The organism is Kordia sp. E (genome assembly GCF_056033805.1).
In genome coordinates this window covers 328626-352778 of the sequence record NZ_JBRASR010000002.1, presented here as the reverse complement: position 1 = coordinate 352778, position 24153 = coordinate 328626, and the positions used below count along the sequence as shown (strand labels likewise).

Genomic DNA, 24153 nt, shown 5'->3' with positions numbered 1-24153 from the left:
TAGCTTTAAGCATGTAGCTTCAAACATGAATGGTGCGCAGCAATTTCCTATACACAGTCTTGATTTTTTGGTTCGTTTTTTATCAAGAAAAAATGATCGTTACAAAAAAGATAAAAGTATTTCTCGATACAATTTTTTCCGCTTTGCTTCAAAAATCACTCGAAATGACGCTTGTGATTTCAAATTCATTTTACGATTCTCAAAACGTCTCTTCGAGTGTCCAGAACTTGATTCAGGATCAATCGAGAAGTACTTCGGAATCCGAAATTAAAATGTAAAACGCTAAATTTTAAATATCAAAGTATTTCTTTTAAACCTACAACTTAGAATACTCTGAAGTATAACAATCGTTGCAATCACCTATTAGAATCATTTTATTGTTTTCGAATCGAATAATAAAACTACGATTATTTTCTTCAATAATCATTTCTAACTCTTCATCAAAAAGATAAGACGTGCTAGTTTCAACTGTGTAACTATTGTCAGATAATTGTACATCGTTATAGTATCTTTTCATCACACTTGCAGTAAATTCTAATCTTTGTATGCTTTCTGTAGATTCAGGCGTGTGTGTTGCGCCATTAATTCCACCTGTAGATTGATCCCAATTCCAAACTCCAATAATTCTTTCACTTGTTGAAATATTGGTAACATCATCATCATTTGAACAGCTTATAAAAGTGATACTTGCTAAAAATAAGAAGAGATATTTTTTCATGATATTATTTTTTCTTATTTGTAAGATGCAATTATTAAGAAAAGTTGCGTTTGAAAATGTTAAAGATTAGTGTTGATTTATAATTAAATAACAATTTTTAGAAAACAGATTATCTAGGCTGATATTCAGTCAATGTTCTTGGACCTTCCAGTACTTCACGTTTTATCTTTAAAATACCATCATCAGTTGTAGAAGTATACCATTTAATCAACGAAATGGCGTTATTTTCAATTTCAATTCCTGTAATACTTCGTGGATGCACACAACTTCCATCATTAAAAAAAGAAATCTCATGAGGATCGGGAAATCGTGGGCGATGTGTATGTCCAACAATTGTCATTAAATTATTATTATCGATAATCCACTTTTTAATTTTGCGTTCTACTTTAATCAAACTCTTATAATTCTTTGCAGGACTTGTTGGATCGGCAATTCCTAAGACTTGCATAGGTTTCCACAAAACACGCACCATAAAACGACTCCATTTCCAAAAAATATAATTCCACCAATCAGCTTGATGTCCATGTGTTAAGAATATTTCTTGCTGTGTTTCTGTATGTTTTAACACAATACCTTCATGGTATTTCAAATTGGTAAACAATGGCTGATCGGTTCCTGTTTTTGGATCAAAATACGTTGATAAATGCTTCCGTACATATTTTTCCTTACGATACACCATATCATGATTTCCCCAAATTAAATGCAATCGGTTGGCTTCATGAAAAGCTTTCATAATCATGTATACATTTTTATGTGCTTTAAAAATGGAATCAAAACTTGAATTTTCCCAAAGTTCATCACCATCACCAAGCTCGCAATATGTAAAACCTTGTTTGTAGTATTGTTTTAATGCATGAAAATAAATATTTCTATTATTGGCAAAATCATCCGCAAAACTATTATCTCCACGATGGCAATCGCTAAAAAGCACAATTTTAGAATTGTGATCAAACGGAATTTGAAGCGCCTGTTGATACGCTCGTGTCAAACGAGTTTGTGAAGACATAAGATAATTTTATAGAGCTAAATATCCGTAAAAAAAACAACTACTGCAACTACAGTACAGATTAGGAAAAAGCAGCGAAATTAGAAACAAGCTTCTTTTATTTGCGGCAATAAAATATGTCGCATAAATAAACTTACTAAATATTGCAATACAAAGCAGACTATAACGTCTTACTATATATAGTGCAATTAATAAATAAACGAATACTTTAAAGTTGCGTATTCTCTTTTAATACCTTTAAAACTGAGGATTTCGTATCTTTGTATACTAAATGATTTTGACTATGGATCAAAAAAATGAAAACCACGATTTAAATTTACCTTTACAGCTTGTCATTGGCTTTGACCAAGTAATGGCTTTTTATGATAAATATGCAGCAGATGAAAACCATCCATATCATAAATCGGCCGTTGAAGTTATTAAATACTTAGATAATTATCCAGAACTTAGAGAAGGATTTACTGATTTTTCAAAACTGGAAGAATATCAAGAACAAATTGATTTGGTTTTAGAAGGTTTGTTTCCAGAAATACTGACAAACAACGAAATCAAAGTAGCTACAGTTCCATTTTCTTTTCAATCATTCAAATATTCAAATAGACTTAAAGAAATACTTAAAGAAGCAGACGATTCATACGACTTTACCGCAAGGAATTTAGACGAGAAAGAAATGTATCTACATGCATGCGTTATGATATTGGCAGTATGTTATGGATATAATATTGACTTAAAGCGTCCTTTTTATTTTGATATTCCAGATAAAAAATTAGGTGTTACAAAACATTATAGAGTTGCCTTTAATGGTGATTTTTGCAAAGTAATTCCAACAGAAAATGCGCCTAAAATCACAGATGAAGATGTTCGAATGTTGTTGGATAATTTTGATAATATAGACGTTTGGAAAGAGAAATTTCCAAAAGATAGTTACATTTTTAAAGGATTCGGAATCATGAATCTTTTTGATGTTACGTTTGATGAAACCTTATCTTCAATCCGAACAAATCTATTGCGTAGCGATGATAATTTAATTACAGATGTTCGTCAAAATCTACGAGAATTTTTCAATATAAAAGACTTGAAACTTGGGTATTCGGTATTTGTAAATGCTACAGGAAATGAGGAAGGACATGTAACACGCATAAAACAAGCAGATAGTTTAGTATTTAAGCAAGAAAAAGAAATTACTTGCGCAAAATTTTTCTGTGATAGTATTGTTGAAAAAGTGTTTTACAAACAAGAAGCAATTGCAATATCTGATGTAGAAGCATATGGGGAAAATACGGAAGGAAATAACTTCTTTAAACGCTTAAAAGATCAAGGAATACAAAGTATTATTTTAATTCCTATCAAAGCAAAGAAAAGTAATGATTTAGCAATTTTAGAAATTGCTTCACCAAGAGCATATGAGCTCAATTCGGTAAATCAGCAAAAATTAAGAGATATCATTCCTGTATTTGAATCGGCAGTAACACGTTCGGCAGAAGATTATCAAAACATACTTGAGGCAACAATTCAAGAACACTACACATCTATTCATTCGTCTGTAAAATGGCGTTTTTATGAAGCTGCAGAGAAGTACCAATCTGCACTAGCAGAAAATGCAGAAAACCCTATCGTAGATGATATCGTTTTTGAAGGTGTTCACCCATTATTTGGACAAAGTGATATAAAAGGTTCATCTATTGCAAGAAATATAGCAATTAGAGAAGATTTAACGATTCAATTAGAATTGGCAGTTGATGTATTAAAAGCCGCGCTTCAAAAGGCAAACTTGCCAATTTATGAAGAACTTGCATTTAGAATTACAGAATATTTAGATCACACAAAAGATGGTTTAAATGCTGGTGATGAACTAGGGATTTTAGAATTTTTAAAGAAAGATATTTATCCAGTATTTAGACATTTAAAAGAGTCAGACGCTGAAGTTGCAATACATGTAGATACGTACATGAATCGTTTGGATGATGAACTAAAAGTTGTATATGAAAAACGTAAAGCATACGAGCATAGTGTTACGATTTTGAACAACAAGTTGGCTAATTATATAGACAAAAAGCAAGAAGAAGCGCAAGAAATGTTTCCACACTATTTTGAACGATACAAAACGGATGGTGTTGAGTATAACATGTATATAGGACAATCGTTAGTAAGAGATAAATCGTTCCATTCACTGTATTTATACAACTTGCGTTTATGGCAATTGCAAAATACCTACGAGATGGAGCAAGTAGCGCATCATACTAGAAAAGAGATGGATCATGATTTGCAAGTGGCTTCTTTAATCTTAGTGCATAGCAATCCGTTGGCAATTAAATTCCGCATGGACGAAAAGCAATTTGATGTTGATGGCGCGTATAATATTCGATATGAAATTATTAAAAAACGTATTGACAAAGCCAATATAAAAGACACGACAGAACGTTTAACGGTTCCTGGGAAAATTGCCATTGTATATTCGCAAGACAAAGATGCACGTGAATACATAAAGTATATCAAATACATGCAATCTAAAAACTACTTTGGAAAACTTGAAAAGCTAGAACTTGAAGACTTACAAGGTGTTTCTGGTTTACGAGCGTTGCGTGTAGAAGTAATATATCAAGAAGATTTTTGTGAAAAATCATCGTTAACTATAGATCAATTAATGGAAGAATTCAAATAGAATTCTTCTTTTCTGTAGTGTAAAGAAAACGAAAGTAAAAAACAGAAATGTAGTGCTTTGAAATATTAAGCTAAAACCGCCATTGCTGTATCATGTACTTTTCTTCCAGCTTCAGGATCTCTTAAGTAAAAAGCAACTACAAAAGATAATACACTCACTACAATACCAATCATAAAAACGGTATACGTAGTTCGTAATAAGCCGTATTTTCTATTTAAAACGAGTCCTAAAAAGTATAAATCCTTTGTGAGTGAACCGTATAAATAATCGCGATCTTTCATCATTTCGCCCATTGCCCATTCAAATTCGCCAAGCTTCATTTTATGGAAATTCCCAAAGAATAATAAATTTACTTTCTTATTTGCAACATCTTCTTTGCTAAATTTTCCTTGTGTTACATTTGGACGTGTTGCCAAAATAGAAAGCACCATAGAAGCTACTGTAAAAGCGGCAAAAATGATTGTTGGATAAATTAAATAATTATTAGAAGGATTGTCTAACTTAGAAACCAAATTAGAAAGCACCATAGAAATAATAATGGCATTTACCGATAAAAGTATGTTTGCTTTAGTGTCAGCAATATCACTTAGCGTGATGTGATTTCGTAACGCGACACGAAACATAGTTTCAATTCCACGTTCGGGTAACTCAACTTTATTCTTCTTAAACTTTAATTCGGCTTTTTTCTGTTGTAGTTTTGAACTTTCTAACTCTATCTTCTTCTTCTCTTTTAAAAGCTTTGCTAGATTTTTCCCTTTCTGTTTTTCCCATTTTGCTGTTGCGAAAGAAGTATAAAACTTGTGCGAACTTGTTAGAAAATTAATATTCTCCTCAAGCCATTCACTTTCCGTTAAAACTCTATCTTTCGTAAGTTCCCATTCTTTACGAAGCAACTCTGTTAAATCACTAAAATTTTTACTTCCTATATGTGAACAGTCTGCATCACAAATAACTTTTTCAAGAAGTGTAGTTGGCGAATGCCCCATTTTAGTTGACATAATCAATTGATTGACAACATTAATAGTTTCTTCAGAAACATTTTGTTGTTTCAAAAAACCAGTAGCAATGGTAACTCCATCATCTTCATGATCGTCCATACATTTAGTATAACCAGTATCATGAAACCAAGCGGCAAGTAGTAATTGTTGTGCCTCTGTTTCAGAAAGTGCTAAACCCTCAATGATTTCTTGAGTTTTTTCAACAACACGTTTTGTATGTGATAAATTATGATAAACAAACTTGCTGTCTAAATTCTTATTTAAAAAATCAATAACAAATTTTTCAGCTTCAACAATAAGAGTGTCCATAAAGATTTCTTTAATTTGAGTAAAAATACTAAACTTTAATTAATGTTTAATAAAGATGATTAAAACGTAAGAATTAGTCATATATTTTACAGAACCTTTCATAAGGTTTTGTTAAACATATACTTGTAAGTTTTCATAAATATTTTTAAAAAATAATATATTTGAATGCTAATATTACATAAATTATTCAAGCTATTATTGGATGATTACAAGAAAAATGTGCAATAAGAATATTTAGCTGCATTATCATTTTAATCAAATACTAAATACCTTTACTCAATATGGTAGCCTAATATTAATAAAAAGTAGAAGCGTAACAATATAATTCTAAAGGATGAATTTTAAATTTCAAGGATTTACAGAACAAAGTGTTTTTATACTAACTGATTTTAGCGAAGGAAACTTCACAGCATCTTTAAACAAAGACAATTATAAAATTATATGGGCAAAAGAAGCTGAAGTAATGCTTACAGTTGATGGATACCATATAAGTCTTGAAAAAAATCAACTATTATTCTGTACACCATTAAATACGATAAAAATAGAAACTCCTTTTAGTGGTTTGATTGCGTACGTTTTTAATAGAGAATTTTATTGTATCAGAGATCATGATAATGAAGTAGCGTGTAATGGACTTTTATTTTTGGGTTCATCTGTTCCTCCATTAATTATACTTGATGCTGAAGAGCAAAGAAGCTATGATATTCTACTGATGATATTTGAAGAAGAATTTATGAATAATGATCATATTCAAGGAGAAATGTTGCGAGTATTACTAAAAAGACTCCTTATAAAATCGGTGCGATTGGTTCGAAAAGGAATGCCTAATAATGGTTTTTATGATGCGAAATTAGATATCATACGACAATTCAATTTATTGGTGGAAGAACACTTTAGAGTACATCATAAAGTATCGGACTATGCAGAAATGCTAAACATTGCGCCAAAATCAATTTCAAACATCTTTTCAAAATACAATTATAAAACACCTCTGAAAGTAATTAGTGAACGAATCAATTTAGAAGCACAACGTTTATTGCGATTTTCTGATAAAAACATGAACGAAATAACAGAAGAATTAGGGTTCTCTGAAGCTTCACACTTTTCAAAATTCTTTAAAAAACATACAGGATATTCTCCATCTGCTTTTAAACATAATTTAAAGTAACCTCAAAAGAAAAATCTACAATTATATAGGTGGAATAGCCATTCTATCTAACTACATCATGAGTTAATTTTACCTCGAAAAATAAGAGGTACACTTATGATAACTTCCGAAAATATTTTTGACATTCAAATTGGTTCAAACATTTTAATTAATGATGTTAGTCATTATAAAATTGTTTGGATTAAAAAGGATGCATGTTTATACAATCTAGATTTTGAAGAAAAAAAAGCCAAAGCAAATTCTATTCTAATTCTTAATCCAGATCAAGTGTTTTATGCTTCGTCTAAACAAGAAAATGCTTTTGTAATACTAGAAGTAAAGAGCTTACCTAGTGCAATTTTAAAAATACATTTCAATCCTTGGATCACGAGTAATCACTTTAATAATTCTATCGTAGAATTTAGAGGAACTGATGCAACTTTAATAAATAGGCTTGTAGCAAATATCATAACATTATTTCAAAATAATGAACAAGAACGTTGTGAAATAGATCATCATATCAACGCAATTTTTTTAAAAGTATTAAATGCTAAAATTGAAAAACAATATAAAACGGTATTGGCTTTTAATGAACTAGTTTTTAGTTACTACAAAACAGATCATTTAGTCGCAAACTATGCGAGTAAACTAAATATTCCTCCAAAGCAATTGCTTATTAAACTAGGAAAACAAGGCATTGACAAACCACATAATATTATAAAGAAAAGGCTGCTGATGGAAGCAAAAAAGTTATTGCTATACACAAGCAAGCCAATAAAGGAAATTTGTTACGAACTAGGTTTTGATGATCCAGCATACTTTGCAAGATTCTTCAAAAAAAATGAAGGTATCACTGCGCTTTGTTTTAGAAAGCAAACGGAAATTAAAAAAGGAAAAATGTCCAAGTAATTGATTTTGATAAATAGTAAATTAACTCGATAATATGAATAATACTAGCGAAAGTCATCTTGAATCATTGCAATTCATCACACTATTAAAACATAAAAAAGTGGAGGAAGCAATCCGTACATATATGAATCAAAATTTGGTCATTAGTTACAATCAAAAAGAAAGAACTGTACGAAAAAGTAGCTGGCTTAAGTACTTGCGAAGAAACTTATTGAATTCATCTGTTAAAGTAATGCAATTCAATATAAGCGAAATAGAAACCTTGAATAATAATATCTCATTTAAGATTCACATTATATGTAAAAATCTTAAAGGGAATTTATTTTTCACAGAAGTAGCCATGAATAATAAATGGAAAAACAAAAGCATACATAAAACTACATATAAATTAACGAGTCACTAACCAACTTAAAATACAATAGAATTATGCGAAGAAAAATTAACAAAATGTACCTGTTGTTTGTACTGATAATACCATTTTTTGCTTGTGAAAATAGCAAAGATATATATGAAGAGATATCTTATTTCACAATGGATGCAACAGGAGATTTAATACGTCCAACAGACTATAGAACCTGGATTTATGTAGGAACGCCAGTTACGCCAAATGATATGAATAATGGCAAAGCTGCTTTTCCAGAATTGCACAATGTATATATAGATCCTATAAGCTACAAATACTGGAAAAAAACGGGGACTTGGAGAGAAGGTACTATACTAATAAAAGAATTAGTAAGTGTTGGTTCAAAAGCAGCCGTAAGCGGAAATGGATACTTCATGGGAGAATTTATTGGTTTGGAAGCTACCATAAAAAGTAAAAAACATTTTCCAAATGAACCTGGAAACTGGGCATACTTTAGTTTTACCAATCCTGCAAAAGGCACGTTAGCAGAAACTGCAAAAGCTTTTGAAACACAACAATGTAATGCTTGCCATAATGCAAGCGCAGGAGATGATTTTGTATTTACGCAATATTATCCAGTATTATCAGCAGCAAAAGGTGTTGGAGAAAATATAACTCCTGAAAATGCAGCAAGAAGAACAGCCGCAGCAGCAAAAAAAGAAGTTAAAAAAGTAGGGAAGTGGGAAGCGTCAGCACCAACACCAGATGGATTGACATTAGATATCCCACTGTCTAAAGACCAATTATTTGCATACCTAGCAGCGGGGAAATACAAAACATATACAAACAAAGAAAAAGAAGCACATCCGTCTTTAGGACCGCATCAAAAATTGGGATTGCCAGTTCGTGTTTTTATCAATGATATTATTGCAGCATCTCTAGAAAAAGGAAATGATGAACATCCACTAGGGTCTGTAATTGTAAAAGAAATGTTTAACGCAGATAATACACTTTCTGGTTGGGCAGTAATGGCTAAAACGCATGAAAAATCAGATGGTGGAAATGGATGGTTTTGGTATGAAGTTACTGATCCTAAAGATGCTAATAAACTTGCCGCAATTGGTAATGGTGTAGAAGGTTGCGTTGGTTGTCATACCATAGGAAATGACATGGTTAGAACTACATATCCTTTAAAATAAAATAACTAAAAAGAAACAAATGAAAACAATAAAAATTATAATAACCGCCGTATTTGCATCAATAATGCTCATCGCTTGTTCTAGTGGAAACAACGAAGAATATGGAGACGTAACCTTTTTTGAAATGAATAATGAAGGTGATCTAATACGTCCAACGAACTACAGAAGTTGGGTATATGTTGGTACGCCACTAACTCCAAATGATATGAACGATGGAAAAGCTGCGTTCCCTGAATTTCATAATGTATACATAGATCCAGCAAGTTACAAACACTATAAAAAAACGGGAACATGGAGAGAAGGAACAATTCTAATTAAAGAATTAGTAAGTGTTGGAAGCAAAGCTGCTGTAAGTGGTAAAGGATATTTTATGGGAGAATTTATTGGATTAGAAGCTACCATAAAAAGTAAAAAACATTTCCCAAATGAACCTGGAAATTGGGCATACTATAGTTTTACAAATCCAACGGAAGGAACATTAGCAGCTACAGGAAAGGCTTTTGAAACACAACAATGTAATGCTTGTCATAACGCAAGTGCTGGAGACGACTTTGTATTTACACAATACTATCCTGTATTGTCAGTAGCAAAAGGAGTTGGAGAAAAAACAGCTCCAGAAAATGTAGCTAAAAGAACTGCTGCAAAATAAAGAAGGAAATTATTTTTCACTCGATTGTTTATAGTAAGCCTAAAAAGGAAATAAATTTTATATACATATAATTTACCTTTTTAGGTTTTTTTAAAATGAAACAAATGACAAAACAACTACTATTATATATATTGTTTAGTATTGTATGTAGTACAATATGTATTGCGCAAGAACAACACAATCATACTTCAGAAAACAATACAGAAAAAGATCCTGGACTAGAACTTGTAGTTTCAGGATTACTAATTTATACGCCAGAACACAGTCATTCGGATTTCGCAACAGAAGTTCATCTTACCTATTGGACTTCCCATAAATGGGCGTTTGGAGTTGGCTATACAATGTTATTTGAAGACGATAAAAGAATTGGACACGAATTAGCAGCTTTAATAAGTCACAAACGATGGTCTTTTCTAACCATCAACGCAGGACCAAGTTTTTCATTACCAAACGCACATAAAGACACAGAAATAGCTGCATACATAGAAAGTGAATTTGCTTTCAAAATTGGAAACCTTCATGTTGGACCAACGTTGGGAATGCTTGCGGGAAAAGAATTCAGGCTTTTTGGAGGATTTCATCTGAGTTATGAGTTCTAATTCTGTCACCAATCTATTGAAAGTTAAAACTTAAAAAAACGACTAGAAACAAGAAGGTATAATACAATGACCGTTTTTTAGAAAAAAGTACAATTTCAGAGGAATTATAGATATTCTAAATAGGATGCGTACGGTGTATCTTTGTGTTATTAATAATTAAAGAAAGGAATAATAATATGCTTACTTGGAAAGATGTAATTAGCTTCTCCGTAAATGGAAATCCAACTCCAGACAATCGTGTTGAAAAAACAGAATCTGAATGGATTGAACAATTAACGCCAGAACAATACAGAATTACAAGATTAAAAGGCACTGAGCGTCCACATAGTGGAGCACTTTGTAGTATTCATGATGCAGGAAAATATAATTGTGTATGTTGTAATACACCTTTATTCGATTCTACAATCAAATTTAGTTCAGGAACTGGATGGCCAAGTTTTACACAGCCAATCAAAGAAAATGCTATCAAGTATGAAAAAGATACTGCTTTTGGTATAATTCGGGTTGAGGTAATGTGTAATACCTGTGACGGACATCTTGGACATGTATTTCCTGATGGACCAGAACCTAGTGGACTGAGATACTGTATCAACTCTGAATCAATGGAACTAAAAAAGGAGGAAACAAATGGAAACTAACAACTTAAAATTAGCAACTTTTGGTGGCGGCTGTTTTTGGTGTACAGAAGCCGTATTTCAAGAAGTTAAAGGAGTAGAAAAAGTGATTTCTGGGTATTCAGGAGGAAATGCTCCAGGGAAACCAACGTACAGAGAAATATGCTCTGGACTTACTGGACATGCAGAAGTGATTCAAATAACATATGATCCAAGTATAATTTCATACGAATATATCTTGCTCATATTTATGACAACGCATGATCCTACAAGCTTAAATCGTCAAGGAGCTGATAGAGGAACGCAATATCGATCTGTAATTTATTACCATGATGAAAAGCAAAAAGAGAGCGCAGCACTTGTGTTAGATCAAGTTGCTAAATATTACGAAGATCCGATTGTAACAGAAATATCTCCATTAGATATTTTCTATGAAGCAGAAAAAGAACATCAAGATTATTACAAAAACAATCAAGCACAAGGCTATTGTAGTTTTGTAATTACACCAAAACTCACAAAGCTTCGCAAACTTCACGGAGATAAATTAAAATAAAAACAAAACAAGGTTTCCAAATGCGAACAATTTGGAAGCCTGTTTTAAAAACATAAAAAGAATGACAGATATTTTATTATATGGTGCCGATTGGTGCCCAGATTGCAGAAGAGCTAAAGCATATCTAAAAGAAAACAACATAACATATACGTTTGTAGATGTTGATTTGGATAAAGAAGCTACTGCTAAAGTAGAAGCAATTAACAATGGAAAACGAATTATTCCAACGCTTATTATTAAAGGAAAATCATATACAAATCCTGATAATGTTGAATTAGCTTCAATATTAGGAATCAATGAAGTAGGAAGAGTCCAATTATTTGGAGCAGATTGGTGTCCAGATTGTAGAAGAGCTAAAAGTTTCCTAAGAGATAATGGAATTAACTTTGAATTTATTGATGTTGACAAATACGATTGGGCTACCACTAAAGTGGAAGAGATAAATAATGGAAAACGAATCATCCCAACAATTTTAATAGATGATGTTCCGCATACGAATCCAGATAATGTAAAATTAACAGAACTACTTTCTATAAATATTGAGAAAGAACATAAAATCTTTGATACCATTATTATTGGTGGTGGAGCTGCCGGATTAACGACTTCTATTTATGCACAAAGAGATCGCTTTGATACGCTAATCTTGGAGAAATCTACTATTGGTGGAAATGCATTTCTAACGGAAAAAATTGAAAACTATCCAGGGTTTCAATCTATTTCTGGTCCAAAACTAATGGAGAAAATGGAAGAGCAAGCCAAAACGTACGGAGCTGTGATCAAAACAGGCGAAGAAGTTGTAGCGATAGAAAAAAGCGATGACATATTTTCAATTCAAACGAAAAGCACAACGTATTTAGGGAAATCAGTAGTATTATCTACAGGTTCAACCTATCGAAAATTGGGCATTCCTAATGAAGAAGAACTAATAGGTTCTGGAATTCATTTTTGCGCAACTTGTGATGGTGCTTTCTATCGAGATAAAGATATCATTGTAATTGGAGGTGGAAATTCAGCTTTAGAAGAAGGTATATTTTTAGCTGGTTTTTGTAAAAGTGTCAAAATTGTACACAGATCTGAAAGCTTCACGGCTTCAGAAACCTATGTAGAAAAACTAAACACTATAGAGAATATTTCAACCTATATGAATAAAACGTCTTTAGAATTTATTTCGGATGAAAACGAATTATTTAATGGTTTAAGAATAAAAGATAATGAAACGAATGAAGAATCAATTTTAGAAGCAGATGGCGTATTTATCTTTATTGGACTAATTCCAAATACAAAATCATTTAAAAATGTTGTGGCGTTGGATAATAGAGGATTTATTCAAACAACAGGATTGGCTGAAACTTCTGTAGAAGGAATATTTGCCGCTGGAGATTGTAGAGAAGGCGCAATAGCGCAAGTAGCTGCAGCCACTGGAGAAGGTGTTTTAGCAAGTTATGGTATTAGAAGTTATTTAAAATAAACAGTAAAAAAAGAAAGGACATAAAATGTCAAATCAAACAGAAGAAAACAAAATTTTCAAAGCGCCAGAATTTAACGTCAATCAATGGATTGATGCTAATGGGAATGTCACAACTCCTATAAAACTTTCAGACTATAAAGGAAACTTTAAAATCATATACTGTTTTCAAAACTGGTGTCCAGGTTGCCATAGTAGAGGTTTGCCAAGTCTTAAAAAAATGGTAGAAGCGCTTCAGGATAATCCTAAAATTACATTCTTAGCAATTCAAACTGTTTTTGAAGGATTTGAGAAGAATACCTATGAAAAAATGGTAGAAACACAAAAGCAATATGAATTAAAAATTCCTTTTGGACATGATGCTGGCGATGATGGGAAATCAACATCGAACATCATGAAAAACTATCAAACAGGAGGAACGCCTTGGTTTATATTCATAGATAAGCATGATAATATAGTATTTGCAGATTTTCATCTAAATACAGATGCAGCAATTGATTTTTTAAAAGGACTCAACTATGAATAACATTCCTGAAATAAAATTATATGGTGCTGAAGGTTGTCATAAAACACATTATTACAAACTTTTGCTAGATGAAACAAAGTTGCCATATCAATTTTTAGATGTAGAAGAGAATGAAGATCATGCCGAAGAATTAAGAAATCTATATGAAAATAGAAAACTCAATTTTCCAACGATTACAATCGGAAAAAAGAAATTAAGGAATCCATACAAAGAAGAGTTAGAAAAATGGTTAAACAAGCTAATTCCGAGTCGTTTGAAAATTGTTCATGACAAAGAAAACAATCAATACACATTAAATATTAACGGCGAACTGGCTAAGGTCACTTACCAATTACGAAATGATAAAATGTATTTAGTGCACTCTGAAGTTCCATACAACTTAAGAGGTCAAGGTATTGGGAAAGTATTGGTAGAAAAAACATTTGAAAAACTAACAAACGAAGGTTACAAGGCTATTGCTGTATGCAGTTATGTAAAAGCGGTTGCAAAACGAAGTGAAAAATGGCGGAATATCATTAAATAAAAAAAGTGCGATGTCAAAGAAATTAAAAAAAGTCGGATTAGTTATACTTTTAATAGTAATTGCAATTCAGTTTTATAGACCGAATAAAAATGAACAAAAAGAAACGACTACAGATGATTTCTTAATCACGGAAAAAGCACCAAATCATATAAGTTCTTTACTAAAAACATCTTGTTACAACTGTCATTCCAACTATACAAAATACTATTGGTATGATAACATTGCTCCAGCATCTTGGTATGTGGACAGTCATATAAAAAATGGAAAGGCAATACTCAATTTTTCAAATTGGGCAACAATAGATGAAAGAGATAGAAATGGTTTAATTTCTGAAATAGCAGTAAACATTCAAGAAAATAAAATGCCATTATCATCATACACAATGATTCATTCTGATGCTAAACTATCAGACGCAGAAAAAAAGCAAATAATAGCATGGTTATCTAGCTTATAAATAAACTAAAATAAAAAGCAAACAAAAATGAATCATATACTTTCAGAAGAAAAAGGAAAAACTTGGATTAACAAAGATGAAATCACCATAGGAAATTGGACTGTGCTAAAAACCAAAAAAGGCAATTTTTTCATACTAGATGACAATTTTGAAACGCCAGATGGTCCAGATTTAAAAATCTTTTTAGGAAAAAAAGAAATGGCAAACATTGGTGTAAATGAAGCTGTTAATATTGATGGATTGTACATTGATGAATTAAAAGCAATAAAAGGAAAACAACAATATAATTTGCCAAACGCTGAAACACTTTCAACCTACAAATCTATTGTCATTCTTTGTGAAAAATATTCAGTAGTTTGGGGAGGAATTGATCTGAAATAAAAACCAGCATGATTAAAGAAAGAATTGATGCGATAGCTTTAGGATATTCAGAAGTGACTTACAATGCTAAGAAATATGGTATTACAAAAAGTGAATTCAACAATGGAAATAGCTATAAAATCTATGCAGAAGAGTTAGGCGGTAATGACTTTATAAGTCTAAATTACTATATTACAACAAAAGATGAGCTTTTAAAACCTTGTGAAATGCCAGAACAAAAAGTGATTCATTTTTTAACTAATTATGAAATAGTAAAATAACTTATAAATAGGATCGTAGTATGAACATTTTAGAAAGTGTAAAGCAATATTTTAGCAAAAAAGCAGAAGATAAAACTACTGCAAAAGCACCAGAAGGAATTTGTCCTAACTGTTGGGGAAAACAAGAGTGGGAAGGTCAGTTTTACAAAAAACTAAAAGCAAATAATATTACCCCAGAACATAATGAATACAACAACTTTATTCATGAAGTTGTTAGCAAACTTGATAAGATAACATTAAAAAAAGATACATATAGCTGCGAAACATGTCAACTCAGTTATAAAAAGTAATTCATTTTTTAAATTGAATGAGTATCTTTAAATCATTAAAAAACCAACCAATGATAAAATCATTACAATCGTTCATAGTAATCATTTGTATCTTTTTTGTAAGTGCTTGTGCTACCTTCAAAGCACAATACAAAGAAACAATGAATGTGAATTCATTTCCAGCCGATAAAGAAATAAAACATTCTTTCTATCTAATAGGTGATGCAGGAAACTCTCCAATAGGAAAAACTTCTGAAGCATTGCAAATGTTTGAAAAAGAACTCCAAAAAGCATCTAAAAATAGTACAGCTATATTTTTGGGTGATAATGTATATCCTGCAGGATTGCCTAAAAAAAATCATGAAGATCGTGCCTTTGCAGAACATCAACTAGAAGTTCAAACAGGAATTGTAAAAGATTTTAAAGGAGAAACAATCTTTATTCCTGGGAATCATGATTGGTATAGTAATGGTTTAAAAGGACTAAAACGTCAAGAAAAATTCATAGAAAAGAAACTAGGGAAAAATACATTCTTACCAGAAAATGGTTGTCCAATAGAAAAAATTCACATCGGTAAAGACATCGAACTAATCTTGGTTGATAGTCAATGGTATATTACGAATTGGGACAATCATCCAACAATGAATGACGATTGTGATATAAAAACAAGAACCCGATTTTTTGATGAATTCAGTAGTTTGGTGAAAAAATCAAGAGGAAAAACAACAATTGTAGCACTACATCATCCAATGTATACAAATGGATCTCATGGCGGACAATACACGTTTAAAAGTCACATGTCTCCAATTCCAATACTTGGGTCCTTAAAAAACATCATACGAAGTACGAGTGGTGTTGCAAATGTCGATTTGTCTAACAAACGTTACAATGAGTTCAAAAAACGAATGGTAACAATTGCACAACACAATGATAAAGTCATATTTGTTTCAGGACACGAACATAGTTTACAATATTTAATTCAAGATAATTTACGCCAAATTGTAAGTGGTTCAGGAGCAAAAACATCTGGAACACGCAATGTTGAAGGCGGACAATTCTCATATGGAACACCAGGATATGCACGATTAGATGTATTCAAAGATGGTTCGTCACATGTACGTTTCTATTCAGCAGAAGAAAACAAAGTTGTTTTTGAAACAGAAGTATTGGCAGCAACTGAAAAAATAATAGCTCAAAATTATCCTGTTCAATTTCCAAAAGAAAAAGCAGCATCAATCTATACAGAAGAAGAAACAAAAACATCAGGATTTGGTAAATTTCTATGGGGAGATCGCTATCGAAAACAATACAGTACAAAAGTAACCGCACCAACAGTAAATTTAGATACTTTATACGGTGGACTAACTCCTGTTAGAAAAGGTGGAGGAAATCAATCAAAATCATTACGATTAAAAGATAAAAATGGAGCGCAATATGTAATGCGTGCACTTCGTAAACAAGCATTGCAATACTTACAATCAGTACTATTTAAAGATCAATACATAGAAGGGCAATTTAATGATACGGCTACGGAAGATTTAATCTTAGATGTATTTACAGGAGCACATCCATATGCACCTTTTGCCATAGGAACATTGGCGGATGCTGTAGGTATTTATCATACGAATCCAGTACTATACTATGTGCCAAAACAAAATGCATTAGGACAATACAATGATGAATTTGGAGGCGAATTATACATGATTGAAGAACATACTTCTGAAGGACATAGCAAATTAGCAAGTTTTGGTTTTCAGGATAAATTGATCAGTACGGAAGACATGATGAAGAAAATTCACAAAGATGAAGATATCATTGTAGACGAAGCTTCATACATTAGAGCACGTTTATTTGACATGTTAATTGGTGATTGGGATCGTCATCAAGATCAATGGCGTTGGATAGAATTCAAAGAAAACGGTAAAAAAGTATATCGCCCGATGCCACGTGATCGCGATCAGGCTTTCTCAATAATGTCTGATGGTTTCTTACTTGGAACAGCTGTAAGAATAATGCCAACTGCCCGATTATTGCGTGAATATGATGATGATTTAGTTGATGTAAAAGGTGTAAATGTAGAGCCATATCCGCTAGATATGGAACTTATTCAGCAATCAGATAAAGCAGTTTGGGACGCACAAGTACAATCAATTCAAGAAGGACTAACAGATGAGGTAATTGAAAAAGCATTCTTAGAATTTCCAAAAGAAGTACGTGACGCAGCTGTAGATGATATAAAAAAGAAGCTAAAAGCACGACGTGCAAATCTTCAAAAAATAGCCGATAGATATTATGCGTTAGTGAACAAGTTTGCAATCATAAAAGGAACAAACAAAGACGATTGGTTTGATGTTGAACGTTTGGCTAATGGACAAACGAAAGTAACGGCATATCGAATCAAAAAAGGTGAAAGAGGCAAAAAGTTTCACGAACGTAGCTATACGAATACGGAAACAAAAGAAATCTGGATTTATGGTTTAGATGATGATGATAAATTTCATGTATTTGGTGATGGAAAATGTAAAACTAAAATTCGATTGATTGGCGGACAAAACAAAGATATATACGACATTCAAAATGGTACACAAGTAAAAATATACGATTACAAATCAAAGAAAAGTGAATTTGTAACCAACAAAGGAAGCAAAAAACTTACGGATGATTACGAAACAAATGTGTATGATTATAAAAAACTAAAAAACAATACCAATCAACTAATTCCAACAATTGGGTCCAATCCTGATGATGGTTTCAAAATTGGTGTATCAAACACATTTACAAACTATGGTTTTGAACGCAATCCATTTACATCAAAACATACCATTTCGGCAGCATATTACTTTGCAACAAATGGTTTTGATTTAGGATATACAGGCGAATTTGCCAATGTAGTTGGGAATTTTAATCTTCAAGTGCAAGCACAATTCAACAGTCCAAACTACGCTATAAATTTCTTTGGATTTGGAAATGAAACACCAAACTTTGAAGCAGATGATGATGATGGAGTTGACGCAGACTTAGATTTCAATAGAGTAAAAGTAAGAACGTTCAAAGTAGCGCCTTCACTTGTTTGGAGAGGACAACTTGGTGGAAGTTTTGCAGCTGGAGTTTTCTACGAAAGCAATGAGGTAGAACGTACATCAGCGCGATTCTTAGATTTAAGTTTACCTGCAAATTCTACAGTGTTTGATCAACAAGATTTCTATGGAGTTGACGCAAAATATCATTTCAAAAATGTAGACAATGAAGCATTCCCAACAATGGGAATGGAAGTAAGTTTGCAAACTGGATACAAAAACAATGTAAGTACCTCTAAAGGGTTTGGATACATAATTCCAGAATTTTCCATTGATCACAAACTAATCCCAAGTGGACAATTGGTGTTGGCAACGAAACTTAGAGGACACTTAAACCTTGGTGATGGTTTTGAATTCTATCAAGGAGCTACTCTAGGAGCCAATACAGGATTGCGTGGATTTAGAAATGAGCGATTTACAGGAAAACGTGCTTTTGTACAAACAACAGATATACGCTTAAACTTAAGACGAATAAAAACTGGTGTATTACCAATAAACATTGGTGTTTTTGGAGGATTTGATTATGGTAGAGTTTGGATAGAAAATGATGCTTCTCGCAAATGGAATACATCGCTCGGTGGTGGAATTTGGGTAACTGGAGCAAACCTTATAAGCGCACGATTCTCATTGTTCAGTTCAGATGACGGAGGACGTTTTGCATTTGGAGTAGGATTTGGGTTTTAATTGAAACACACATGAAACTATTTAGGAATCAAAGAAACAAGCTTTTGAAAAATCAAAAAATAGGAAAATATTTTGGGTATGCAATAGGTGAAATTATTTTGGTTGTAATTGGAATATTGATTGCAGTTTCGCTCAACAATTGGAATGAAAATAGAAAGGAAAAACAAAAACTACTCAATATTTATAGCATTATTCAGGACGATTTAGAAAATGATCTAAAAGAAATAGAAAAAATTCAAGACTTCTATAAAACAGCTGATCCTTTATTTACAAAAGTTCTCAACGATTCTGTGCGACGTATAGATTATGTGTTGAAGCCGCAATATGCGTATTTAACCATTGGATTTCCAGAAATTACATTCAATAAACGTGGGTACAATCAATTAACGGATTTTAATACAGATAGTTATAAAGACAGTCTACCAACACAGATTATAGAATTTTATACGGAACGCTTGCGCGAAATAAAAATTGACGATGATATGCGCGCTTCTGACTTTAGAGAAAACTATTCACACTTCAAAAAAAATTATGAATGGTGGGCAGACTTAATCTCTTTTAAACCAAATAAAGAATTTGTTGATTATGCATTAAACGATGCTGACTATAAAAATAGAATTGCAACGATCTACTTTATAACCTATAAAGTATTCTTGCCAGAATTAGAAATATTTAAGAAACGAGCAAAAGTCATCCTTGAAGAAATAAAAAAAAGAGAGTGATTTAAACCACTCTCTTTTTTATGAATATTAATGATGTGCACACTTAAGATAAAGTGAGCAATAGCGTGAAAAGAATCCACCTTTAATTTGATGAATTTCGAAATTAGAAATCACTTTTTTGTTAACGGTTAATTTAGATTTTGGCTTGTTGTTTTTCATGATAATTAAGATTGTTAAATACGCCTACTCTAGTAAAAAGGGCTTTTTGGCTTTCTCCCTACAAAACAATCAATACATAATTCTATTGGTAAATTTTGATGAGATAAAAGTATTTTAGAAGCATGCTAAAAAAAAACAACAGTTCCCAATATCATGCAAAATAGGGAACGCTTTTACTATTCTATTTTCATATCAATCATGCTGACATTTATATCCTAAAATGGTTCTCATCTGACCATTTGCACCATCACCACCACCATTTATTTTAGAAAGAGTAGGAAAATTAATTTTTGTGATGACAGCTTTGTTGAAGTAGAATTTCTTGTGCTTTACTTTTTTCATTGTAGTTGTTTTAAGAGTTAAAAATGTGAATTACTTAATGAAGTATCTAAGGTTGAAAAAACAATGTAGATAATCAAAAGTATGCTACCTATTTTGTGCAAAATAGGTAGTGCTTTCTAGTTATCTTTTTGTTGTGAAAGCTTATTCAAATTTTTAATAAAATAGGAAGGATACAACTTTGTTTGCGCTTTAAAATGTTTCAAAAAAGAATCCGAACTCTTATAACCCAGCTCTTTTGCAATGTATTTTATAGTATACGATCTAAACTTCTTATCTGTTTTTAACCGTTCTATTGCATAGGTTATTCGTAGTTCATTAATATAATCGTAAAAGACTTTTCCTTTGTATTCTTTTAATATTCTTGTCAAATAAGTAGAGTTGGTTTTTGCTTTAGTAGCCAGATTTTTCAGATTACATTCTTGCTTTAAAAAATATTCCTGTTGCTCTAACTTTTCTAATCGCACTAAAATATCTTGTATCTTTTCATCAGTAATGATGGGTTTTATAGCAACCTCTTTTTGGGTATGGGAATTTTGCTGATCAATAATTTTTTCAAATAGAAGCTTTTGTTTTTTATGCATATGGATCAAGAAAAATAAAATGCCAATAACGACTCCTATAAGTCCAATAAGGATTAAAATATAAAATTGCTGTTGCGATTTAATCTTTTCTTTGACAATAATTTCCTGTTCTAAACCTCCAACTTCATCTTTGTGTAGTAACTCAACGGCTTCTTCTTTATGATCTACAGCTTCTTTGCTTAACTGTATATGTTTTTGATAAAACTGAGTGGCTTCTTCTGTATCTCCTCTTACGGTATAACAATCGGCCAATAACTTATAAGTATCTTTCAATTCAGAAGGTATAAAAGAATGTTTCTCTACAATTGCAATGACATCCATAAAAGAAGTTATAGCTGTGTCATACTGTTGCATTGCCATAAAACACTTCCCAATATAAAAATGTACAAATGTTAAACGTGTTTCATTCTTTAGGCCAATAATAACTTTTTCTGCTTTTTGGAATACTTCGATAGCTTCCGAATAATTTTTCTTTTTATAATGAGCCACACCCATATTCAGCAAGAAATAACTTGATCCATCAATATCATCAGCAATAATACTTTTCTTAAGACCTATTTTATTATAATATAAAGAAGAATCGAGTTGATTTAAATCTAAATAACTAACACCGACATTTAGTAATAAATTAATATGGATGTACTTGTTTTTAAATTTTTTCCCCTTAGCTAAATGTAGATTTCGTAAAAATATTTCTTTCGCCTCTTCATATTTTCCAAGCCTATATTTTATAGCAGCCAGCGAAGAAGAGAAAAAAAGTTCATACTCCAAATCGTTTTCTTTTTGCACAAGCTTATATGCATCAGTATACAACGCGGTTGCTTCATTATAGATTTTAAGCGCTTCTTTTTGATTGCCAAGATCTAAATATGCACTTACTTTTTTGAGCAACTCTTCACATATCTTATCTGTTTTCCCTGTGTTTTTTATATGCGAAATTGCTTGGTCATAATAAATAATTGCTGATTTATAATCACCTTTAATCGTTTCAATTTCGCCTAAATATGAATAGGCTTTGTACTTATTTTGTGAGTCATTTTCTTTTTCGGCACGTTTCAATAAAGTTTCAGCATATACTTTTGCTAGTGAAGGATCAGAATACTTATACTTGATAAATAAAGTATTAATCTCCTCTATAGTATAGTCGTTTAATGAATCTTTTTGATGGAGATATTCTTGAGAAAAACCAATATAATGTACATGAGCAACTAAAAAATATAACAAAAAAACAAACATCCTTTTCTTAGATACCATACACAACAACTTATACTATTTTTTAGGGATTCAAATATATTAATAATTATTTTCCTTCCTTTAAGATAGTAAGTTTCAATTGTTGTCGGTGTTTGAGTATGAAAAATTCCATATATTTTGCATTATCAAAAAAAACAATGTTTCTTGGTACAGATTACCTCTAAACTTATAGTAGAAATATGGAGATGAACCGTTCAGCACATTCAATTTCCCGTTCGTCATAATCTCGTTGTCTAAGGACGTATAACCATATACTTTTACATCGTAATCAAAAAACAACAGACATGCAATCATTAACACTATACAAAATCATTTTCAAATTAGCGTTCTTCTTAGCCACGGTAGTGGCTTCTGCTCAAGGCATTTCAGGAACTTGGAAAGGAGACTTAAAAGTACAATCTTCAGAACTTCCGTTAGCCTTTAATGTTTCTGAAGACAATGGAGCATTTTCAGCTACCATGGACAGTCCACAACAAGGAGCATTTGGAATTCCAATGGATAGTGCAACTTTTAAAGATAATGTATTGACTATAGTGTTTAGTAAAGCACGAATAGAATATACAGCAACTTTAGTAGAAGGTTCTTTAAAAGGGACATTCAAACAAGCAGGACAAGAATTTCCACTGATCTTAACAAAAGGAGAAGTCGTAAAAAAAGGGAAGCCACAAGATCCTAAAGAACCATTTCCATACGCTTCAGAAGATGTAACTTTTGAAAATTCAAAAGCTGGAGGAATTAAGTTAGCAGGAACATTAACTCTTCCAAAAGATGTGAAAAATCCTCCTGTTGCGATTTTAATTAGCGGATCTGGACCACAAAACCGTAATGAAGAATTATTAGGGCACAAACCATTTTTAGTATTAGCTGATTATCTAACACGTCAAGGAATTGCAGTACTACGTTATGATGATAGAGGTGTTGCAAAATCTGAAGGGAAATTTGAAGATGCAACTTCTTTTGACTTTGCAGATGATGCAGAAGCAGCAATGAAATATTTAAAAACGCGTACTGATGTAGATGTAAAGAAAATTGGATTTGTAGGACATAGTGAAGGAGGACTTATTGCACCGATAATTGCAGCAAGAAATAAAGATGTAGCCTTTTGTGTTTTGCTTGCAGGACCTGGAGTTTCAGGAAAAGAAGTACTATTAACACAAGGAAAAAAAGCATCTGAATTAGAAGGATATCCAGCGGATGAGGTTGAAGTTTCTCAAAAATTTTCAGGGAAGATCTATGATATTTGTGCAAATTATAAAGGTGAAAGTTCTAAAAAAGAAATCAAAGCTTTATATGAAGAAATGAAAACGAAAATGACCTCAGAAAAATCACAAAAAGAACTTACTGACGAAGCCATCAGTGCACAAGTGAAAATGATTACATCACCTTGGATGTTAAAATTCTTAGGATACGATCCGCAAACATCATTGCCAAAAGTAAATTGTCCAGTGTTAGCAGTAAATGGAGAAAAAGATTTTCAAGTAATTTCAAAACTAAATCTTGATGCCATAGAAAAAGGATTAAAACATAATAAAGACGTTACTATAAAAGAGTTTAAAGACTTAAATCATTTATTTCAAACTTCAGAAACAGGAGCGTTTTCAGAATATGCAAAAATAGAAGAAACATTTGCACCAGTTGCGCTTAACTTTGTATCTAGTTGGATCAAAGAAAGATTTTAATCGAATCATCAATCGAATCAATCAAAAAACAATATGCACTTCTAGACTTAATACAAAAACGTCAAAAAGTG

24 protein-coding genes are annotated in these 24153 nt (G+C 31.8%); 19 read left to right on the top strand and 5 right to left on the bottom strand.

What is annotated here, in order from left to right:
• Window positions 1–316 precede the first annotated feature (316 nt).
• Entirely contained in the window at window positions 317–718 is a 402-nt protein-coding gene (locus tag ACUUYC_RS04480; RefSeq protein WP_474264259.1) for a hypothetical protein, read from the bottom strand.
• A 109-nt stretch (window positions 719–827) separates the two neighbouring features.
• Window positions 828–1724: a metallophosphoesterase family protein gene (locus ACUUYC_RS04475; RefSeq protein ID WP_474264257.1), complete on the bottom strand. Its 897-nt coding sequence runs from the start codon at window positions 1722–1724 to the stop codon at window positions 828–830.
• Window positions 1725–2007: 283 nt separating this feature from the next.
• On the opposite strand from ACUUYC_RS04475, the gene ACUUYC_RS04470 reads away from it, so the two are divergent.
• Complete coding sequence (locus tag ACUUYC_RS04470) at window positions 2008–4386, top strand: GAF domain-containing protein (RefSeq protein WP_474264255.1); 2379 nt, start codon at window positions 2008–2010, stop codon at window positions 4384–4386.
• A gap of 65 nt (window positions 4387–4451) precedes the next feature.
• Here the strand turns inward: ACUUYC_RS04470 and ACUUYC_RS04465 are convergent, their stop codons facing one another.
• The gene (locus ACUUYC_RS04465; RefSeq protein ID WP_474264253.1) at window positions 4452–5693 is read right to left on the bottom strand and encodes a Pycsar system effector family protein; all 1242 of its coding nucleotides are present in this window, start codon (window positions 5691–5693) and stop codon (window positions 4452–4454) included.
• A gap of 334 nt (window positions 5694–6027) precedes the next feature.
• Here ACUUYC_RS04465 and ACUUYC_RS04460 point away from each other — a divergent pair, with 334 nt between their 5' ends.
• From ACUUYC_RS04460 to ACUUYC_RS04380, 17 genes are all read left to right on the top strand, one after another.
• A complete protein-coding gene (locus ACUUYC_RS04460; RefSeq protein ID WP_474264251.1) occupies window positions 6028–6861 on the top strand; it encodes a helix-turn-helix domain-containing protein in 834 nt (277 codons plus the stop codon).
• A gap of 96 nt (window positions 6862–6957) precedes the next feature.
• Window positions 6958–7749: a helix-turn-helix domain-containing protein gene (locus tag ACUUYC_RS04455; protein WP_474264249.1), complete on the top strand. Its 792-nt coding sequence runs from the start codon at window positions 6958–6960 to the stop codon at window positions 7747–7749.
• A 34-nt stretch (window positions 7750–7783) separates the two neighbouring features.
• Window positions 7784–8152, top strand: coding sequence for a hypothetical protein (locus ACUUYC_RS04450; RefSeq protein ID WP_474264247.1), 369 nt, complete (start codon window positions 7784–7786; stop codon window positions 8150–8152).
• 23 nt (window positions 8153–8175) lie between these two features.
• Complete coding sequence (locus ACUUYC_RS04445) at window positions 8176–9291, top strand: cytochrome P460 family protein (RefSeq protein ID WP_474264245.1); 1116 nt, start codon at window positions 8176–8178, stop codon at window positions 9289–9291.
• A 19-nt stretch (window positions 9292–9310) separates the two neighbouring features.
• On the top strand, window positions 9311–9940 hold the full coding sequence (locus ACUUYC_RS04440) for a cytochrome P460 family protein (protein WP_474264243.1): 630 nt from the start codon (window positions 9311–9313) through the stop codon (window positions 9938–9940).
• 104 nt (window positions 9941–10044) lie between these two features.
• Window positions 10045–10539: a hypothetical protein gene (locus tag ACUUYC_RS04435; RefSeq protein ID WP_474264241.1), complete on the top strand. Its 495-nt coding sequence runs from the start codon at window positions 10045–10047 to the stop codon at window positions 10537–10539.
• Window positions 10540–10715: 176 nt separating this feature from the next.
• Window positions 10716–11177 (top strand): peptide-methionine (R)-S-oxide reductase MsrB, encoded by a 462-nt coding sequence (gene msrB / locus ACUUYC_RS04430; protein ID WP_474264239.1) that lies wholly within the window; start codon window positions 10716–10718, stop codon window positions 11175–11177.
• The gene (gene msrA, locus ACUUYC_RS04425) at window positions 11167–11706 is read left to right on the top strand and encodes a peptide-methionine (S)-S-oxide reductase MsrA (protein WP_474264237.1); all 540 of its coding nucleotides are present in this window, start codon (window positions 11167–11169) and stop codon (window positions 11704–11706) included. The genes msrB and msrA overlap by 11 nt, the downstream gene beginning before the upstream one ends.
• A 31-nt stretch (window positions 11707–11737) precedes the next feature.
• On the top strand, window positions 11738–13174 hold the full coding sequence (locus ACUUYC_RS04420; RefSeq protein ID WP_474264235.1) for an FAD-dependent oxidoreductase: 1437 nt from the start codon (window positions 11738–11740) through the stop codon (window positions 13172–13174).
• Between the two features lie 25 nt (window positions 13175–13199).
• Window positions 13200–13697, top strand: coding sequence for a peroxiredoxin family protein (locus ACUUYC_RS04415; protein WP_474264233.1), 498 nt, complete (start codon window positions 13200–13202; stop codon window positions 13695–13697).
• A complete protein-coding gene (locus ACUUYC_RS04410) occupies window positions 13690–14220 on the top strand; it encodes an N-acetyltransferase (protein WP_474264231.1) in 531 nt (176 codons plus the stop codon). Before ACUUYC_RS04415 ends, ACUUYC_RS04410 begins: the two co-directional genes overlap by 8 nt.
• Before the next feature lie 10 nt (window positions 14221–14230).
• On the top strand, window positions 14231–14674 hold the full coding sequence (locus tag ACUUYC_RS04405) for a heme-binding domain-containing protein (protein ID WP_474264229.1): 444 nt from the start codon (window positions 14231–14233) through the stop codon (window positions 14672–14674).
• 27 nt (window positions 14675–14701) lie between these two features.
• Entirely contained in the window at window positions 14702–15055 is a 354-nt protein-coding gene (locus tag ACUUYC_RS04400) for a DM13 domain-containing protein (RefSeq protein ID WP_474264227.1), read from the top strand.
• A gap of 8 nt (window positions 15056–15063) precedes the next feature.
• Window positions 15064–15315 carry a peptide methionine sulfoxide reductase gene (locus ACUUYC_RS04395; RefSeq protein ID WP_474264225.1) on the top strand — a complete coding sequence of 84 codons (252 nt, stop codon included), beginning with the start codon at window positions 15064–15066 and terminating at the stop codon, window positions 15313–15315.
• A 20-nt stretch (window positions 15316–15335) separates the two neighbouring features.
• Complete coding sequence (locus tag ACUUYC_RS04390) at window positions 15336–15605, top strand: hypothetical protein (protein WP_474264223.1); 270 nt, start codon at window positions 15336–15338, stop codon at window positions 15603–15605.
• Between the two features lie 50 nt (window positions 15606–15655).
• Window positions 15656–19345, top strand: a complete 3690-nt coding sequence (locus ACUUYC_RS04385) for a metallophosphoesterase (protein ID WP_474264221.1) — start codon at window positions 15656–15658, stop codon at window positions 19343–19345.
• A gap of 44 nt (window positions 19346–19389) precedes the next feature.
• The gene (locus ACUUYC_RS04380; RefSeq protein WP_474264219.1) at window positions 19390–20067 is read left to right on the top strand and encodes a DUF6090 family protein; all 678 of its coding nucleotides are present in this window, start codon (window positions 19390–19392) and stop codon (window positions 20065–20067) included.
• A gap of 351 nt (window positions 20068–20418) precedes the next feature.
• On the opposite strand, the gene ACUUYC_RS04375 is transcribed toward ACUUYC_RS04380, so the two are convergent.
• Both ACUUYC_RS04375 and ACUUYC_RS04370 read right to left on the bottom strand, forming a co-directional pair.
• A complete protein-coding gene (locus tag ACUUYC_RS04375) occupies window positions 20419–20568 on the bottom strand; it encodes a hypothetical protein (protein ID WP_474264217.1) in 150 nt (49 codons plus the stop codon).
• A 116-nt stretch (window positions 20569–20684) separates the two neighbouring features.
• Window positions 20685–22403 (bottom strand): helix-turn-helix domain-containing protein, encoded by a 1719-nt coding sequence (locus tag ACUUYC_RS04370; protein WP_474264215.1) that lies wholly within the window; start codon window positions 22401–22403, stop codon window positions 20685–20687.
• A gap of 284 nt (window positions 22404–22687) precedes the next feature.
• On the opposite strand from ACUUYC_RS04370, the gene ACUUYC_RS04365 reads away from it, so the two are divergent.
• Window positions 22688–24082: an alpha/beta hydrolase family protein gene (locus ACUUYC_RS04365; RefSeq protein ID WP_474264213.1), complete on the top strand. Its 1395-nt coding sequence runs from the start codon at window positions 22688–22690 to the stop codon at window positions 24080–24082.
• Window positions 24083–24153 lie beyond the last annotated feature (71 nt).

What these genes read in the sequence shown, in the direction of transcription:
- ACUUYC_RS04375 (WP_474264217.1), bottom strand. Translation starts at nt 20,568, where the DNA reads ATGAAAAAAGTAAAGCACAAGAAATTCTACTTCAACAAAGCTGTCATC.
- ACUUYC_RS04415 (WP_474264233.1), top strand. Translation starts at nt 13,200, where the DNA reads ATGTCAAATCAAACAGAAGAAAACAAAATTTTCAAAGCGCCAGAATTT.
- ACUUYC_RS04460 (WP_474264251.1), top strand. Translation starts at nt 6,028, where the DNA reads ATGAATTTTAAATTTCAAGGATTTACAGAACAAAGTGTTTTTATACTA.
- ACUUYC_RS04435 (WP_474264241.1), top strand. Translation starts at nt 10,045, where the DNA reads ATGACAAAACAACTACTATTATATATATTGTTTAGTATTGTATGTAGT.
- msrA (WP_474264237.1), top strand. Translation starts at nt 11,167, where the DNA reads ATGGAAACTAACAACTTAAAATTAGCAACTTTTGGTGGCGGCTGTTTT.
- ACUUYC_RS04440 (WP_474264243.1), top strand. Translation starts at nt 9,311, where the DNA reads ATGAAAACAATAAAAATTATAATAACCGCCGTATTTGCATCAATAATG.
- ACUUYC_RS04410 (WP_474264231.1), top strand. Translation starts at nt 13,690, where the DNA reads ATGAATAACATTCCTGAAATAAAATTATATGGTGCTGAAGGTTGTCAT.
- ACUUYC_RS04450 (WP_474264247.1), top strand. Translation starts at nt 7,784, where the DNA reads ATGAATAATACTAGCGAAAGTCATCTTGAATCATTGCAATTCATCACA.
- ACUUYC_RS04390 (WP_474264223.1), top strand. Translation starts at nt 15,336, where the DNA reads ATGAACATTTTAGAAAGTGTAAAGCAATATTTTAGCAAAAAAGCAGAA.
- ACUUYC_RS04480 (WP_474264259.1), bottom strand. Translation starts at nt 718, where the DNA reads ATGAAAAAATATCTCTTCTTATTTTTAGCAAGTATCACTTTTATAAGC.
- ACUUYC_RS04405 (WP_474264229.1), top strand. Translation starts at nt 14,231, where the DNA reads ATGTCAAAGAAATTAAAAAAAGTCGGATTAGTTATACTTTTAATAGTA.
- msrB (WP_474264239.1), top strand. Translation starts at nt 10,716, where the DNA reads ATGCTTACTTGGAAAGATGTAATTAGCTTCTCCGTAAATGGAAATCCA.
- ACUUYC_RS04470 (WP_474264255.1), top strand. Translation starts at nt 2,008, where the DNA reads ATGGATCAAAAAAATGAAAACCACGATTTAAATTTACCTTTACAGCTT.
- ACUUYC_RS04395 (WP_474264225.1), top strand. Translation starts at nt 15,064, where the DNA reads ATGATTAAAGAAAGAATTGATGCGATAGCTTTAGGATATTCAGAAGTG.
- ACUUYC_RS04400 (WP_474264227.1), top strand. Translation starts at nt 14,702, where the DNA reads ATGAATCATATACTTTCAGAAGAAAAAGGAAAAACTTGGATTAACAAA.
- ACUUYC_RS04365 (WP_474264213.1), top strand. Translation starts at nt 22,688, where the DNA reads ATGCAATCATTAACACTATACAAAATCATTTTCAAATTAGCGTTCTTC.
- ACUUYC_RS04370 (WP_474264215.1), bottom strand. Translation starts at nt 22,403, where the DNA reads ATGGTATCTAAGAAAAGGATGTTTGTTTTTTTGTTATATTTTTTAGTT.
- ACUUYC_RS04445 (WP_474264245.1), top strand. Translation starts at nt 8,176, where the DNA reads ATGCGAAGAAAAATTAACAAAATGTACCTGTTGTTTGTACTGATAATA.
- ACUUYC_RS04465 (WP_474264253.1), bottom strand. Translation starts at nt 5,693, where the DNA reads ATGGACACTCTTATTGTTGAAGCTGAAAAATTTGTTATTGATTTTTTA.
- ACUUYC_RS04475 (WP_474264257.1), bottom strand. Translation starts at nt 1,724, where the DNA reads ATGTCTTCACAAACTCGTTTGACACGAGCGTATCAACAGGCGCTTCAA.
- ACUUYC_RS04455 (WP_474264249.1), top strand. Translation starts at nt 6,958, where the DNA reads ATGATAACTTCCGAAAATATTTTTGACATTCAAATTGGTTCAAACATT.
- ACUUYC_RS04385 (WP_474264221.1), top strand. Translation starts at nt 15,656, where the DNA reads ATGATAAAATCATTACAATCGTTCATAGTAATCATTTGTATCTTTTTT.